The sequence below is a fragment of the Prosthecobacter sp. GW821-HT29F12 genome (assembly GCF_058803405.1).
Genome location: NZ_CM179517.1, coordinates 136705 through 151857 on the forward strand (window position 1 = coordinate 136705; position 15153 = coordinate 151857).

At 58.7% G+C, this 15153-nt stretch carries 15 protein-coding genes and 1 tRNA gene; 10 read left to right on the plus strand and 6 right to left on the minus strand.

The window, feature by feature from the left end; translation table 11 throughout:
* Positions 1–413: 413 nt before the first annotated feature.
* Positions 414–701, plus strand: coding sequence for a hypothetical protein (locus AC3RLQ_RS00475; protein ID WP_493033318.1), 288 nt, complete (start codon positions 414–416; stop codon positions 699–701).
* Between the two features lie 835 nt (positions 702–1536).
* Here AC3RLQ_RS00475 and AC3RLQ_RS00480 read toward each other — a convergent pair.
* The gene (locus AC3RLQ_RS00480) at positions 1537–1872 is read right to left on the minus strand and encodes a hypothetical protein (RefSeq protein ID WP_493033320.1); all 336 of its coding nucleotides are present in this window, start codon (positions 1870–1872) and stop codon (positions 1537–1539) included.
* Between AC3RLQ_RS00480 and AC3RLQ_RS00485 the strand changes: the two genes are divergently transcribed.
* Positions 1846–2499 carry a tyrosine-type recombinase/integrase gene (locus tag AC3RLQ_RS00485; protein WP_493038802.1) on the plus strand — a complete coding sequence of 218 codons (654 nt, stop codon included), beginning with the start codon at positions 1846–1848 and terminating at the stop codon, positions 2497–2499. The two genes, AC3RLQ_RS00480 and AC3RLQ_RS00485, sit on opposite strands and share 27 nt — an antisense overlap.
* On the opposite strand, the gene AC3RLQ_RS00490 is transcribed toward AC3RLQ_RS00485, so the two are convergent.
* From AC3RLQ_RS00490 to AC3RLQ_RS00500, 3 genes are all read right to left on the minus strand, one after another.
* A tRNA-Val gene (locus AC3RLQ_RS00490) sits at positions 2456–2530 on the minus strand. The two genes, AC3RLQ_RS00485 and AC3RLQ_RS00490, sit on opposite strands and share 44 nt — an antisense overlap.
* A gap of 162 nt (positions 2531–2692) precedes the next feature.
* On the minus strand, positions 2693–3469 hold the full coding sequence (locus AC3RLQ_RS00495) for a helix-turn-helix domain-containing protein (protein ID WP_493033322.1): 777 nt from the start codon (positions 3467–3469) through the stop codon (positions 2693–2695).
* Between the two features lie 22 nt (positions 3470–3491).
* Positions 3492–5375 carry a TonB-dependent receptor plug domain-containing protein gene (locus AC3RLQ_RS00500; RefSeq protein ID WP_493033324.1) on the minus strand — a complete coding sequence of 628 codons (1884 nt, stop codon included), beginning with the start codon at positions 5373–5375 and terminating at the stop codon, positions 3492–3494.
* A gap of 410 nt (positions 5376–5785) precedes the next feature.
* On the opposite strand from AC3RLQ_RS00500, the gene thiE reads away from it, so the two are divergent.
* A complete protein-coding gene (gene thiE / locus AC3RLQ_RS00505) occupies positions 5786–6409 on the plus strand; it encodes a thiamine phosphate synthase (RefSeq protein WP_493033326.1) in 624 nt (207 codons plus the stop codon).
* A gap of 127 nt (positions 6410–6536) precedes the next feature.
* Here thiE and AC3RLQ_RS00510 read toward each other — a convergent pair whose 3' ends face one another.
* Positions 6537–9347 (minus strand): M16 family metallopeptidase, encoded by a 2811-nt coding sequence (locus AC3RLQ_RS00510; RefSeq protein WP_493033328.1) that lies wholly within the window; start codon positions 9345–9347, stop codon positions 6537–6539.
* A 154-nt stretch (positions 9348–9501) separates the two neighbouring features.
* On the minus strand, positions 9502–10374 hold the full coding sequence (locus AC3RLQ_RS00515; RefSeq protein ID WP_487681913.1) for an alpha/beta hydrolase: 873 nt from the start codon (positions 10372–10374) through the stop codon (positions 9502–9504).
* 171 nt (positions 10375–10545) lie between these two features.
* Between AC3RLQ_RS00515 and AC3RLQ_RS00520 the strand changes: the two genes are divergently transcribed.
* The 7 genes from AC3RLQ_RS00520 to AC3RLQ_RS00550 all read left to right on the plus strand — a co-directional run bounded on the left by AC3RLQ_RS00520 (position 10546) and on the right by AC3RLQ_RS00550 (position 15098).
* Positions 10546–11418: a hypothetical protein gene (locus AC3RLQ_RS00520; protein ID WP_493033330.1), complete on the plus strand. Its 873-nt coding sequence runs from the start codon at positions 10546–10548 to the stop codon at positions 11416–11418.
* A 27-nt stretch (positions 11419–11445) separates the two neighbouring features.
* Positions 11446–12063, plus strand: coding sequence for a ribonuclease HII (gene rnhB, locus AC3RLQ_RS00525; protein WP_493033332.1), 618 nt, complete (start codon positions 11446–11448; stop codon positions 12061–12063).
* Entirely contained in the window at positions 12060–12590 is a 531-nt protein-coding gene (locus tag AC3RLQ_RS00530) for a YraN family protein (protein ID WP_493033334.1), read from the plus strand. The genes rnhB and AC3RLQ_RS00530 overlap by 4 nt, the downstream gene beginning before the upstream one ends.
* Positions 12591–12660: 70 nt before the next feature.
* Entirely contained in the window at positions 12661–13674 is a 1014-nt protein-coding gene (locus AC3RLQ_RS00535) for a dihydroxyacetone kinase subunit DhaK (protein WP_493033336.1), read from the plus strand.
* A gap of 13 nt (positions 13675–13687) precedes the next feature.
* Positions 13688–14050: a Crp/Fnr family transcriptional regulator gene (locus AC3RLQ_RS00540; protein WP_493033338.1), complete on the plus strand. Its 363-nt coding sequence runs from the start codon at positions 13688–13690 to the stop codon at positions 14048–14050.
* A 367-nt stretch (positions 14051–14417) separates the two neighbouring features.
* Positions 14418–14690 (plus strand): hypothetical protein, encoded by a 273-nt coding sequence (locus AC3RLQ_RS00545; RefSeq protein ID WP_422318684.1) that lies wholly within the window; start codon positions 14418–14420, stop codon positions 14688–14690.
* Between the two features lie 3 nt (positions 14691–14693).
* Entirely contained in the window at positions 14694–15098 is a 405-nt protein-coding gene (locus AC3RLQ_RS00550) for an HNH endonuclease (RefSeq protein WP_422318682.1), read from the plus strand.
* Positions 15099–15153: the final 55 nt, after the last annotated feature.

The window sequence follows — 15153 nt, forward strand, 5'->3', positions numbered from 1 at the left end:
GATGATTGTGACAGGCCCGTGAAAGTCAATCACTGGAAACACGCGCCACCGCGCAATGAAATTGTGATCAGTCCTAAATAAGCTGCCTCCTGTAGTAAAAATCGCGCCATGGCGAAGAGAGGCAAAATGGTGCGCGATGCAGGGTTCGAACTAGCAGACTCTAGCTGTAAAATCAATGGCTCCAGCGCCATGACACACGAACAAACGTTTCAGATGTGTGAAATAATGACACTTTGGGGGCGCATTTCGAAGCCGATTCGTGACAGCCTTTTGGTTCTCATTCGGGGGCAAGCAAACAGAGCGCCAGCAAAGAAAGACGAATGATTGGCATGGAATATGCTATGCCTAAAATATTGCAAAATGCTTACGAATAAAGCTCTTGCAAATAGTGTTCAAGTGAGTATATTGTTCCTATGTCGGAGAACTCTTGCATAGGCCCGTCAAGGGGGCTGACATCAACGCCAGTGTGGGAGGTTTATCCTTTCACACTGGCGCTTTCTATTTCGGAAAAGGAGTTCCACCAGACCCGCGCCCGGTTGCGCATGAAGCACGGTTTTACGGCCCTTGAACTCGTTGCTGACGCCATGATGGAGCAAGAGGCTTGGAACGTCCATACGGCCTCTGAAGCGGCACAGGAGCGCAAAGCAATTGCTGCCTCCATGCGTCTCCCTGCCAAAGATCGCGCCTTACTCGGCTGCTGAAATACGACACCAGACAAGGGTGGGTTGTGTCAACACAACGCGAAATGCATTCCTGAAAAGAGCAATTATGAATGACGGGCGGGACCTGAGGAGCGCGTAGCGCGACGAAAGGCCCGCCCGTTCTTTTAATCTTGTATCTCTTCAAACACTGGCAAGAAAAGCATTTTCAGGACATCAAAAACACCTGATTCCCGTTGTGTTGACACAACAAAAAGGCGCGTTTCAACACTGCCCATCCCGGCATGAGGGATAATCATGCACCGTGCTAACGTGGTGCGCGTGGCACGCCGCAACGAAGAAAGCAATCTTCCGGCGCTCCCTCCGCATCGCAGAGAATCCCCGTCAACTCGCCCCTCAAGACCTCCGGCGATAAGGTCTAGCTAGAACTGCGTCAGAGTGTAGATTTTTCGCTGGTTCGCTGGTGTTCTCTAATGCCCTCAGGGCTTTTCAAAAACCAATTCCGAGTATGCATTTGCAAGTCTTCCTTCCTCAACGCCGCACGGGTGATTCTGTCAAAGTGGGCCGCTTGTATCGTGGTCGTTATCGTCTGGATGGCGATACAAAGCCAAGCGAGGTTGCGCTAGGTGTGACGAATGAAAACGAAGCACGCCGCAAGCTTGAATCCATCGTGAGAGAAAAGCAAAACGAGCGGGCCGGGCTTATTCCGCCAAAGCTCCAACGTGATACGGTGAATCAAGACATTGCCTTGGTGATTGAGGATTTTTTGCGCAGTCGTGAAGGGCTGGCAAGGGATCACAAATACGTGATCGGGGCGAAACAGCAGCTTGAACGCATGGCCCGAGAATCTTCATGGAAGCGGGCGCAAGACATCACGCTAGACTCGTTTGAAAAGTGGCGTTCGAAGCAAAGTTTCAGTCCCAAAACGCTGAATGATTATCTCACTACGGTGAACGTATTTTTGAACTGGATGGTGAAAACGGGGCGTGTGCTCAACAATCCGCTCAAGCATGCGGACAAGGTAGGAACCGGGAGCTATGAAAAGCGCACGCGCCGTGCTGTGACATTGGAGCAATTGCAAAAGCTCGTTGCCGTCTCTGGTGAGCGCGGCTTTCTCTACGTCGTCGCGGGGTTCACTGGTCTGCGTCGTGGTGAACTGCAAAAGCTTCAATGGCGAGACGTTGAATTGGAAGGGGACAAGCCAGCCATTCATGCGAGGGCTACGACAACCAAAAACGGCAAACAAGCCTCTTTGCCGCTGCATCCTCAAGCGGTTGACGCTCTACGCACCTTGAAACGGAATCACGACGCATCAGGACAGCAGGCAGTCTTCCCGCATCTTCCACGGATCAAGGCTTATCGTCGCGACTTGGAAAACGCGGGTATTCCATACGTTGACGAGCGTGGTCACGTCTTCGATTTCCACGCCCTCCGCAAGACTTTCGGAACGCTCCTGGCTACAAACGGGGTCGCTCCGCGTGAAGCCATGGAATTAATGCGGCACAGTGATTTGAAACTCACGACGAAAATTTACACTGATGCCGGACACTTGCCGCTGCGGGACAGTGTTCTTAGGATCGGCGGGGACGTATCAGACACACGAAAAGACACACGAAATGGGGTCAAAACACACGAAAAACGTGTGTCTTCCGTTTTTGATGAAAAGAGCGTTCTATCGTCAGATGACTTACGCGGAATGGACCCTGAGAACTATTTAGCCTTTGATGCTCAAGGAAATGTGGCAGATGACGCTCTTCGCCTGCTTGGCGGGGGTGTTGAGCAAAATGCTTACGAAATGGTGCGCGATGCAGGGTTCGAACCTGCGACCCTTGCCGTGTGAAGGCAATGCTCTACCACTGAGCTAATCGCGCGAAAATCGTGGGGCGGAGTCTTTAAGCGGGCTTCGGCATTGGAGCAACCAGAAATTGCAGCGCCGTTTTGTTGTGCCGGCTTCAGCCGGAATCTGGAAGTCTTCCAGACCGCCTAAAGGAGGGACTCCATTACGAAGAGTGATGAGCAAGATGCCCCCCCATCTACACCCGCCGCAGCCGGAACTGCTGGAGGTACTTGAGCGGGGTCATGCCCATGTGACGGTGAAAGTGGTGGGTGAGGGCGCTTTGATCGCAGAAACCCAGGTCGCGGGCGACATCGGAGATATTGGCACCCTCGCGTTGCAGGGCTTCGCAGGCGGCCTGGATGCGCAGCTTCATGATGAAGGCCTGCGGGCTGGCGCCGAAGGTCTCCACAAATTTGCGGTGCAGCTGGCGCGGCGAGAGATGGACGATCTGCGCGAGCTCGGTGATCGAGACGCCGGTGCGGAAGTGGTCGCGGATGTAGGCAAGGGCGCGGTCGATCTGCAGGTAGGGCTGCAGCATCTGCTTCTTTCCCTCAAAGCTCTGCACGGTGCCCATGATGCCGATGACGCGGCCCTTGGTATCGGTGAGCGGCAGCTTGTTGGTGACGAACCAGTCCGGCAGCCCCTGATCGGTGAAGAAGAGTTCCACGATGTTGAGCTGCGCCTTGCCCGTGCGCAGCACTTCCTCATCATCTCGCCGGAAGTTTTCCGCGAGGCGGGCAGGGAAGAGGTCGAAGTCGTTTTTGCCGACAATGCCGGCTTCTTCGGTGATGCCGAAGCGGTCCATGAACCGGCGGCTTGCGCACATGAAGCGGAAGTCGCTGTCCTTCGCAAAGAAGGCGAGATCCGGCAGGTGATCGAACAGCCGGTAGAAAGGACTGTCCGCACTGACACGACGGATAAAACGTTCGCGCAGTGCGGCAGGAGATTCGGTGCGTGGCGGTGGGCTGCTCACGCCGCAGTGTCAACCATATGGATCAAAAGCGCAAACGCAGCCCGGCATACGCGCCGGTGCCCATGACGGGGAAGCCGGGGATCTCGGCATATTTTTCACCCAGCAGGTTTTCCACACGGGCAAACAGCTCGATGTGCTCGTTCACGCGCCAGTTGGCCGTGAGCCGCACGTTGAGGTAATCCTCAAGGTCGCGCTGGGCGAAGGTGATCGGATCATAGTCCTCGCGGTCGATCACATAGATGGCGCTCAGGTTGAAGGTCAGATCCTTCACAGGCTGGAAGCGCAGGCCGCCGGAGATGGAGTGGCGCGGACGGCGCACCAGTCGGGCTGAGTTCGTGTTGTCATAGGCATACAGGTAGGTGTAGCTCAGATTCACGCCAAACATCGCGCAGGGATTCCAGTCCAGACCGCTCTCCATGCCCTGTGTGGTGGCGGAGCCGATGGCCACGGGAATGAAGGCCGGGAAGGGATACTGGTAGGTGTTGCGCAGGTCATTGTGGAAGTAGGTGGCGCGCAGTGAGAGCTTGTTTTGAAACAGCGGCTGCGTGATGCCGACTTCATAGCCACGGCTGCGTTCCGGATTCAGCAAGTTGGGATTGCCCCCAAAGACGGGCGTCAAATCCTGCGGCGTGGGCGGTGTGTAGGCGGTGCCATAGTTCGCATGCAGCACCGTCTGCAGAACAGGGATGAGATAGCTGATGCCGCTGCGCCAGGTGAAGGCGTTGTCGAAATCCGAGTACTTGTCATAACGGATGCCGTTGATGAGGTTGAAGCCTTTGAAGAGCTCGGCCTGGGACTGCACGAAGAACGCGTAATTCGTCTGCGCCTGGGAGATGTCCAGCATCTGCGCGGTGTCGTTGTAGCGGCTGATCTTTTGATCCTGAAACCAAGCGCCTGCGGTGAGGGTCCATTTGTCAGTCACCTGCACCGTGCTCTTGTATTCCAAAAAGTCGGTGCGTGAGCTGGTGCGATTGTTGGGATTGAAGAAGCCGCCCATGCCGGTGGCCGTCTGCCGGAACTGGCTGTGCGAGAAGGTGAGGGACTGCGTCCAGCGGTCGGTCGTATTCCACACGAGCCGTGGCGAGATGCTCCAGAACTCGGAGAGCAACTGCGCGTCCGGGTCCACGGCAAAGATGGTGCCGGGCGTGCCGGACTGGGCGGTGTAGTACCGTGTGTCCAGGTCAAAGCGCAGGCTGTCGGCAAGCTGGTAACCCACCTTGCCGGCGAGGCTGGTCTGGCGGAACTGGCCGTTCTGGCGCTGCCCGTCGATGTCGGTGCGGCTGGCTTCAAAGCCCCAGTCCAGCTTGCCGATGGCACCGATGGAGCTGACGCCTTCGCGGAAGGTGCCATAGCTGCCGGTCTCGAAGTAGGCGGTGGTCCTGGGTTTCTCCAAGCCTTTGCCGCTGCGGGTGATGATGTTGATCACGCCGCCCATGGTACGTCCGCCATACAGGCTGGCGGCGGGGCCGCGCAGCACTTCGATGCGCTCCACGTTGTCCAGCGCCATGGTTTCGAGGTTGAAGGATCCGGCGAGGTTCGCGGGCAGGGGCCTGCCATCAATCATCAGCGCGGTGTCCTTCGTCGTCGTGCCGCGTGTCATCACCGTGGCAACGTTGCCGGGAATGCCCGGGGCGGCGATGGTCACGCCGGGAACATTGCGCAGGGCATCGATGGCAAAGCGGTACTGCTGCTCTTCAATTTTCTTGCGGTCGATGACCGTGACGCTGCTGGCGGTGCGCCAGGATTCCGTTTCAGACATCGTCGCCGTGATGACGACTTCGGGGATGTCTTCGGTCTTCGGCTGTTTCTTGGCGGGCGTTTGTGCCGCGCTGATTTGCATGGCGGCTAGGAGCGCCGCCGTGATCGCTGCGCAGAGGCGGCGACCAGAGTTGTTCTGGAGGTACATGTCGTTGGGGTGTTCATTGGTTCGATGAAATCATCCGCGCACCGCCACATGGCGGGTCGGATGAGCTTGTTCGCAGCGAGATGTTCGGACTCCGGGTTTGCGCGACGTTTGACCACCGCTCCTCGCCTCCGCCTTCACCAAGGATTGCTCCCGATTGGCTGTATTCCATGTCCGCAGACATGAATGGAGGGTCGTTACCCGATACCGCAGCGCCACTGTGGCCGGTTCTCACGGCCTTCCCTGCATCTGCGAACGGCTGCACGGCGTTTGCACGCCCTGCAGATAAAGAAAACGGGTAGCACCACGAGGATGCCCGCCGCCATGGGTTTTCATAGGCCCCGAGCATATCCGGGGCAACCGGAAACTCAGCCTTGCAGAAACCCGCATCACCACTCATGCAAGGCGCACCCATGAAACGCATTCAAGACGCACGGCTCTACGGCATCGTTGACCTCGGTTATGTCACGGCGGAAAACGTCGAGACGATGACCGATCAGCTCTGCCTCGGTGGCGTGGATGTGCTGCAGCTGCGCGCCAAGAAGCTCGCGCCGCAGGAAATCGAACGCCTCGCCCGCCTCATGCTTCCCATCACCCGCTCCCATGGCGTGCCGCTGGTGATCAATGACCATCTCGAAATCGCCGCCGCCATTGGCAGTGAAGGCGTGCACGTCGGGCAGGATGATGATGCCGTGGCCAAGGCGCGTGCGGTGGTAGGTCCGGCATGCTTCGTCGGCAAATCGACCCACAGCCTCGTGCAGGCAATCGCAGCGCAGGAGGAAGGCGCGGACTACATTGGCTTTGGCCCGCTGTATGCCACGGGCACCAAGCCGGACTACGTGCCCATCGGTTTATATGACATCACCGAAGTCCACCGCCGTGTTACTCTCCCGATCTTCTGCATCGGCGGTGTGAATGCCGGAAGGCTGGATGAAATCATCTCCGCAGGTGCGCGGCGCGTGGTGGTTGTGTCCGCGTTCTTGCTGGCAGGAAACGTGAGAGCGGAAGTGAGTGCGCTGAAGGAGCGATTGGTCTGATCTCTGGGTATTGTAGTCCCGGCTTTAGCCGGTCTGGTCGTGCTGCCCTGAACCGGCTAAAGCCGGTACTACAATACTGGGCCAGAGGCGGAGGCAGCTGCGAAGCGTACCCCCGCCGTCTTCGATATTACTTCTTCTTCTCGATCGGAATGATGTCGGCAGATACGGCGCGCTTGGCACCCAGATATTCCTTCGCGAGGGCTTCGAGCTCCTCCTTCTTGATGCCGGAAAAATCACTGACAAAGCTGCGTGCCCAGTCGAGGCGCTCCGGATGTTCCTGCGCGCAGCGCAGTACATTCATGGACCAGTAGCGGTTGTCGCGGCGCATCTGCTCCAACTGGGCCAGCATCGGTTTGATGGCGCGGTCAAATTCATCGTCGGTGATCGGGCCGCCTGAGAGCTTGTCGGCGATTTCAGTCACCAGCTTGGTGAGTGAAACAGCCAGCTCCGGCTTGCACTCGATCATCGTCGTCATGTAGCCGTAACCGGTGAAGGTGTCGTTGGCCACGTGGTAGCAGGCCGGGCTGTAGGTGTCTCCCAGCTCTTCACGCACTTTGATGCGCAGGCGGTCGTCCAGGATGGAGCCGAGCACCGTCAGGCGGCGGGTGCGCTTGATGTTGAGCATGTCCGTGGTGGGCCAGTAAACCGTGGCGATGGCTTTCGGAATCTCGGTGTCAAAGGGAAAGGTCTTGCTGGCCTCCGGCTTCGGGAAGGCAACCGTGCGCTCTTTTTCATATGCAGGCTTCTTCTCCGCGCGCTTTGGCAGCGCACCGAGGGTTTTGGCCACAGCGTTGAGCGCCGTTTCGGCATCCACGTCTCCCAGTACAGTGACTTCCAGATAATCCTGCGTGAGCGCCGGAGTGAGCCAGGCTTTGAGTTCCGCCAGCGTGCGCTTGCGCAGTTCTTCGATTTTTGGGAAGCCCCAGCGTGGGTCACCGGAGTGCATGAAGGAGACAACGTCGTTGTTCATCACGCCCTCGGCGGTGTGCTGCAGCTGCGTGTAGAGCGGTTCCAGGTTCTTTTCAAACTGGCGTGCGGCTTCTTCGCGATACCCCGGTGCCACGAGATAGGCGGTGAGCAGCTGCAGTTGGGCCTCAAGATCTGCCGGCGTGGTGCGGCCGCTGAGCAGGAAAGCCTCATCACCAATGGCGAAATCACTGCCCACGGTGCGGCTGGCGAAGATGCGGCGGATGTCATCCACGCCATGTTTTTCCAGGCCGCCCAGCTGGAAGGTGCTCTGGGCAAAGGGAATGATGCCCGGCTTGTCAGTCGGGGTGCTGAGCTTGCCGCCGCCAAAATTGATCAGCACGCGGATGGTGCCTTTTTCGAATTCGGTGTGCTTGAAGTTGAAGCGCACGTTGTTTTCAAACACCGCCTGGCTGATTTCGAGATCCTTCGCTTCCGAACGGCTGGCGACCTTGCCCGCAGGGCCAAATTCCGTGTAGGCAAAAGCGGCTGTTTCTTCCTTCACCGGGGCTGCAACCGGCTTGGCACGGCTGGCCTTGAAAGTTTCGATGATCTGCTTTGAGGCATCACCTTCGAGCTTCAAATTGCCGCCGAGGAAGATCTGCACGTCGTCACCCTTCCAGTCAGCAACGAGCGCCGCGTGGCTGTCCTCCTCCTTCAAACTCGCCAGCACCGTGGAGATGCGGGCAAGGTCATCTGCCGGATGGGTGAAGACTTTCTTGCTGGCAAGAATGGTCACCAGACCGCTGGCGAGGTCGCGTGATTTGCGGCTGTCGGCCTGGTCGGCGCGCAGCTTGGCACCTTTGAGAATGGTGGCCTTCGCTTCTTCAAACTCCGCTTCCGTGAAGCCGTGCTCAATGGCGCGGCGCAGTTCGGTTTCCAGCAGCGTGAGCGTGGCCTTCCAGTTCTTGGGATCACACTGCGCCTGGATGCCGTTCACGCTGACGAATTCGAGGTACTCATAGCTGTAGCTCTCAGCGCCCATGAACGGCGCGCCTTCAGCCTTCGAGAGCTTGGACAGGCGCTGGTTGATCATCATGTCAGCGAGATCACGGATCGTCTTTTCCCGGCGTGTGGCCGCATTGTCCGGCTTGTTTTTGGCAGGGCGGGGGATTTCGATGGAGAGGGTGAGCGCTTCGGCCTGCATCTCCGTGTGCAGCTTGGCGATGATGCCGTAGCCGGAGGTCACCTTGCCGAGATTGGGGTCTTCAGCTTCACCGTGCTTGGGTTTGGCGTCGGCAAACTGCTTTTCGATCTCCGTTTTGACGGCGGCGGTGTCTTTGAAATCCCCCACGGCCACAATGACGGCACGCTTGGGGGTGTAATACTTCTCATAGAAATCCACGAAGCGCGGGCGCTTCATCGTCTTGATCATCTCCTCCGTGCCGATCGGCATGCGGTCGGGCAGGATGGACTCCGGCATGGCAAACTTGTAGCCCGCCATCATCGTGCGGTATTCAATGGAGTCCCGGCTGAGCTTCTCGCTGAGAATGATGCCACGCTCCTTGTCGATCTCGGTTTCGTTCAGCAGCATGCCGTCCAGGTCATCGCGGAAAAGCTGAAGGCCTTCGGCAATGTACTTCGGCTCCACCTTGGGCAGTTCGAGCATGTACACCGTTTCCTTGAAGGAGGTGTGCGCATTGGTGTCCGCACCGAAGCCCATGCCCAGGCGCTGGAAGTACTCCACCATCTCGCCGCCTTTGAAATGCCGCGAGCCGTTGAAGGCCATGTGCTCAAGGTAGTGAGCCATGCCCTGCTGATCGTCCTGCTCCATGAGCGACCCCACATCCATATAGAGGCGGATGCTGGCACGGCCCGGAGGCTCATCATGCGGCAGGATGACGTAGCGCACGCCGTTTTGGAGCGTGCCGTACTGCGCTTTGGGATCGGCCTTGAGATCGCTGTGGTCCTGCGGCCAGTCGGCGGCATGGGCTGTGGAGACGACTGCGGCGAGAAGGAGAGAGCGGAGCATGGTTGTTCGATGCGTTGGGTTGGAAAGGGTAACGAGTGGCAAACTCAAAATGACGAAAGAATGCGCGAGTGTTCGGATGACGAAACGGCGGTTGAGCGGAAATTCGTCATTCGTTGTTCTGATTTCGTCATTCCCGCCGCTGGCGGTCGGCGGGCTATTCCACCTTGCCGAGGCCCGCTTCGGGGTCGGGTTCGAGGAAGCCGAGTTCCACAAAGAGCTCGTCCATCGCCATGAGCGTGGCCTCGTACATCTCGAAGGAGAGATTGAAATTGAAGAAGCCGTGGCCCTGGCCTTCGAACTCGATCAAGCGGCAGAGGTTCTTCTTCTTGCTCGACTTGCGCGCAAATTCATAGGAGCCGTCAAAGGGGACGACGCGATCACCCGTGCCATGCATGATGAGCATGGGGGGCAGACCGGGGCGGATGGCGCGGATGAGGTCTGCGGCTTTGCAGGTGGCCTGGTCCGGCCAGCGGTCACGACCAAAGGCGTACTTGGAGTAGGTGTCCATCACCGGATTGAACAGCACGATGGCATTGGGCGCCGGACTGCAGTCCAAGGCGTCTGAAGGATCATCAAAACCGCTGAGAATGGCTGAAGAAGCGATGGCATGGCCACCACCCGAACCACCGACACCGACGATCTTGCCGGGGTTGATGCCCAGTTCGACAGCGTTCATGCGAATCCACCGAATGGCGGAGCGCGCATCGGCCATGGCTTCGACCGGACCCGTGCCGTGACGTGTGGCCACGCGGTAATCAAAACAGATCGTCGTCATGCCACGTGAGGCAAAGTAGACGCAATGCGGGGCAAACTGTGCCACCTGGCCGTTGTCCCAGCCGCTGCTGAAAAAGAAAGCTGCCACGGATTTGGGGTACGAGGGCGCCTTGTCCATCTCGGGTTCCCAAATGTAAGCCGAGAGGTTCACACCACCGACAGTCTTGTAGATTTCTTCTCGGGCGGTCTTCAGCAACTCCCGATTGCGATCAATCGGGGGTGTGCGGGGCTGACCTTCACTGTGGGACTCCATGTTTTGGGGGTAAAGACGTTGACGTTTACCAGAATCGCCAAATCAGCAAATGGTTTTACTCTGGATTAAAACTATCACAGCAAATTTCCCGGGATGCTAATTATAAAATGATGGAGACCGGTTGTTTTTGCGTGAAACGTGCCCTTGTTCGTAGTCCCAATCGCGACCGCCATGCGCCAATTCCTCTCTTTGCTCCTTGGATTAAGCCTGTTTCAACTCTGCCCTCCTGCCTTTGCCCAGAGGGACGTGGCCGGACTGCAGGTGGTGCTTGAAAAAGCGTACTATAAGTGGCGCGATGCCATGCAGAGCAAGGATGCCAGGGCCTGGGCGTCAAGCATCACCCTCTACCGCCAGACGGTGATTCGCAACATGGTCGTCAGTGAGCGCAAATCGTTCCCGGATGCCGTGTTTGCCTCCGATGTGCAGCCTCCGGCCCTGGCCGGCCTGCGCCTGCTGGAGGCGCAGGCGGTGGGGGACACCGCGCACCTCGTTTATTTTGGCCGGATCGACATGGGGCAGGACAAGGAACTCATCCGGGAAAACTTGCTGAAGCTGAAGTTCGGCCGTGAGAACGGGGTCTGGAAGTATGACAGCAACCGCATCTCCCGCATGGACGGCGCACCGGACGTGGTCAAGGAACTGAAGGCTGGCAAGCGCCCCGACTTTCTCGACTCCCCCGAGTACACCCCGCCCGGCAGCATGCCTCCGCCTCCGCCTTTGTGCCGTGTTCCGGATTACAAGGCAGGCAGCAAGCTGCAGAGCTTCGGCTATGAAACGACCATGAGCATGAACGGCATCACTTACGATCCCGTGCGGGACGGGCTGGATCAGCAGATTCTCATCGGCGGCCTCGTCAACGGGCACAACGAAATCACCCTGCGCATGAAGCCGGTGCCAAGGCCGGAAGGCGGAAAAGCCGCGCTGGAAATCCGCATTTACAAGCTGTCCAAAGATCCCGCCAAGCCGGGCACCGAAGTGCTGCGCTGGCAGGCGCCTGAAAGCGGAGCCCCTGAGCAGGTGACTCTTCCAATCGAGGTGAAATAGCCGCTGTTTTGCTCCATTCTTTGTATCATGCCAACGATCGACCACGAGAACACGCTGCGCGCTGCGGGTTTTCGCATCGTGGCCGGGATTGATGAAGCCGGTCGCGGTCCTCTCGCCGGTCCTGTGTGTGTGGCGGCGGTCGTGCTGCCGGAAGATTTCTCGCATGCCGTGCTCAATGATTCCAAGCAGCTCAGCGAATTGAAGCGCGAGCGTTTGTACGAAGAGATCACCAGCGACACACGCATCCGCTGGCACTGCGTGAGCATCGAGCCTGATGAAATCGACCGCATCAACATCCTGCAGGCCACCTGGGAAGGCATGCGCCGTGCCGCGCTGGGCTTGCAGCCTGTTCCAGATGCGGCCCTCATCGACGGCAAGCCGGTGAAGCGTTTTCCCCTCCATCACGTTGCCTTGGTCAAGGGAGACAGCCTCAGCTACTCCATCGCGGCGGCCAGCATCATCGCCAAGGTCACGCGGGATCGTCTCATGGTGGCCATGGCGCGGCAGCATCCGGAGTACGGGTTTGAAATTCACAAAGGCTACCCCACGCCTGCACATCTGGCCGCTTTGAGGCAGCACGGCCCCTGTCCGCATCACCGGCGCAGTTTTGGCCCGGTCTCACAGCTTGAGCTCGATCTGGCATGAAGCGGCTCATTTCCCGGCCTCAAAGTCTGTGGCGCTGGCTGCGGCGGCGGGTCTCGGGAGATGTCCGCGTGAGAGCCACGGCGCTCTGGCTGCACTCAAGGCCGTTAGGCGTGTTTCAGCGCCGTCTGGCCGGACGAAAAATGGACAGCGGCGAAATCGGGGAGATGGGTGAAATCATCGCCGCACGCTGGCTCACTAAACACGGCCGCAAAGTGCTTTATCGCAACTACCGGGGAGGCAATCGTGGGGAGGTGGACATCGTCGCCCGGCATCGGGATGTGCTCACCTTCATCGAGGTGAAATCCCGCACCAGCACCGCCTTTGGCCGCCCCGCCGATGCGGTGGGTCCGGACAAGCAGCGCCTCATTCAGCGCGGAGCCATGGACTGGCTGCGCCTGCTGGGAAATCCACGCATCAAGTTCCGCTTCGACATCGCCGAGGTCATCCTCATTGAGGGCGAACTGCCACGTGTCCACGTTATTGAGAACGCCTTTCAGATGCCGGACCGCTCTGTTGCGGGACGGTGAATCGTGCTTTGACAGCCTCGGTGCACGCCGTAAAACTGGCGTTTCTTTTCCAACCCCGACGATTCAAACCATGAGCCAAGCCAATCCTGCCAAGAAGATCATCAACAATCCGCTCAAGTGCGCCGACGAACTCTTTGAGGGGCTCGTGCTGGCTTATGATGGCAAGGCGCGTCGCGTGGGCACGCGTTCCATCGTCATGAATGATCTGCGGCCGGATGCACCTGCGCTGCTCGTGGGTGGTGGTGCCGGGCATGAGCCGATCTATCATGGCCTTGTTGGCAAAGGCATGGCCGATGGTGCTGCCGTGGGTGAAATCTTCGCCGCACCACCGCCGGACATCGTGCTGGAAGCCGCGCAGGCGGTGAACCGCGGCAAGGGCGTGCTCTTTCTCTACGGCAACTACGCCGGGGACGTGATGAATTTCGACATTGGCGCGGAACTCGCTGCGGATGAAGGCATCGCCGTGAAAACCGTCATCATCGCCGACGACGTCTGCTCCGCACCTCCTGCGGAAAAGCACAAGCGTCGTGGTGTCGCCGGCCTCGTGCCGATCACCAAGCTCGCCGGTGCCGCCGCGCAAACCGTGGATTCCTTGGATGAACTGGTCCGCATCGCCCAAAAGGCCTGCGACAACACCCGCACCGTCGGCGTTTCCACCAAACCCGGCAGCATCCCTGCCACAGGCAAGCCCACCTTCGAACTGGCTGATGACGTGATCGGCCTCGGCATGGGCATCCATGGTGAAAAAGGCGTGGGTCTCATCCCGATGTGCACCGCCGATGAACTGGCGGCCAAGATCCTGGATCTCCTGTTTGCAGACGATCTGGCCCTCACTGCCGGGGATGAAATCGTGTTCTTCGTCAACAGCCTCGGCTCCACTCACATGATGGAGCTGCTCATCCTCTTGCGCGGCGCCAAGCCCATCCTCGACGCCCGCGGCATCAAGATTCACCAGACCATCGTCGACAACATCGTCACCTGCCAGGAAATGGCCGGCGTCAGCTTCAGCATCACCAAGCTGGATGCGGAGCTGAAAAAACTCTGGGACATGCCCTGCGAAAGCGTGGGCTACACCAAGCTGTAAACCTGCCCATGCCATGAAACTCCCCGAGATCTTCGCCAGCCCTGCCAACGTGAGGTCCGTTCTGCAAGGAACGCCTATCTTTAACATCGGCGACGACTCCGGGGAGATGTTCGTGGTGCAGAGCGGGGAGGTGGACATCGTCATCAACGGCGTCATCGTTGAGACTGTGGGCCCCGAGGGGTTCTTTGGCGAAATCTCCCTCATTGAAGATTCCGAACGCTCCGCCGATGCCATCGCCCGCACCGACTGCAAGCTCCTCCCCGTGAACCGGCATCACTTCCTTTACATGGTCGATGAGATGCCGCAGTTTGCCCTGCACGTCATGAAAGGCATGGCCGACCGGCTGCGCAAGGCAGACAAACGCGCGCAGGTGTAGGGGGGCTTCCCGGTTCCCTTTTTTCCCTCTGGTTGCCGGTTGCCGTGCTTAGGGGTGGCAACCGGCAACCACGCTGTTCACACGGCTTCCGAAGGCTATGCAACCAGTGGCAGCCGAGAGCAGGCGGCTGCGAGGAATGGCATGCGTGTGCAAATAAAGGAAGTTGCTCGGGCCGATAGACGCCGAAAGAGTGGCAACTTGAAGGGGGGCTTGAGTTGCCGTGGGACTTCAGGAGCCGAGTATTAACCCGGGCGGGGAGAAGCTGAGGAATCAAAATGCCTGGAGTATGGCCAACAGGTTGCGCCGCGCCGACAAACGCTCAGCGGGGTAGGGGTTGAAATGGGCGGAATGAGGCATACTTTTCCCCATGAACTCAGTGACCACCACGGAAGCCGGCATTTTAAGCCGCCTCATTCAGCCGGGAACAGGCGGATGGGACAAGGCGGCAGCCACTGCCATTCTGAGTTTTTCATTCTCTGCGGATGATCGTGAACGGATGCTTGTGCTCCTGGAGAAGGCCAAAGCAGCGGCACTGGATGAAGCAGAACAAAACGAACTCACGAGCTTCCAAAAAGCCGGACGCACGTTGGAGCTGATGAAGGCCCGGGCGCGCATCTCTCTGCAACAGGCTGCTGCATGAGTTATGCCGAGACCGTCCCGTAAGCTGGAACGGCAGGTGATCGCGCAGGCTGCTGGGCGCTGCGAGTACTGTCGGTTGCCCGAGCATGTCTCCGATCTTCCGTTTCACACAGATCACATCATCGCGGAGAAGCATCGGGGTCCCACTGTTCTGGAGAATCTGGCTTGGGCGTGTTTTTCCTGCAACATGCACAAAGGGGCCAATGTGGCGGGAATTGATCCAGTGACAGGCGAGGTGATCAGGCTGTTTCGTCCACGTCAGGATGTATGGGAGGAGCATTTCAAGTGGCAGGGGGCGTGGCTGCACGGGCAGACGCCCATCGGACGCACGACGGTGATGGTTCTGGAAATGAACGATCCCGATTCAGTCCTGCTGCGTGAATTGCTGCTGGTCGAAGGCACTTTTTGACGAACTGCCTTCCCCCTCCGGGGCTACGTGACCGCTGGGTGGGGGCAGGCTTCGC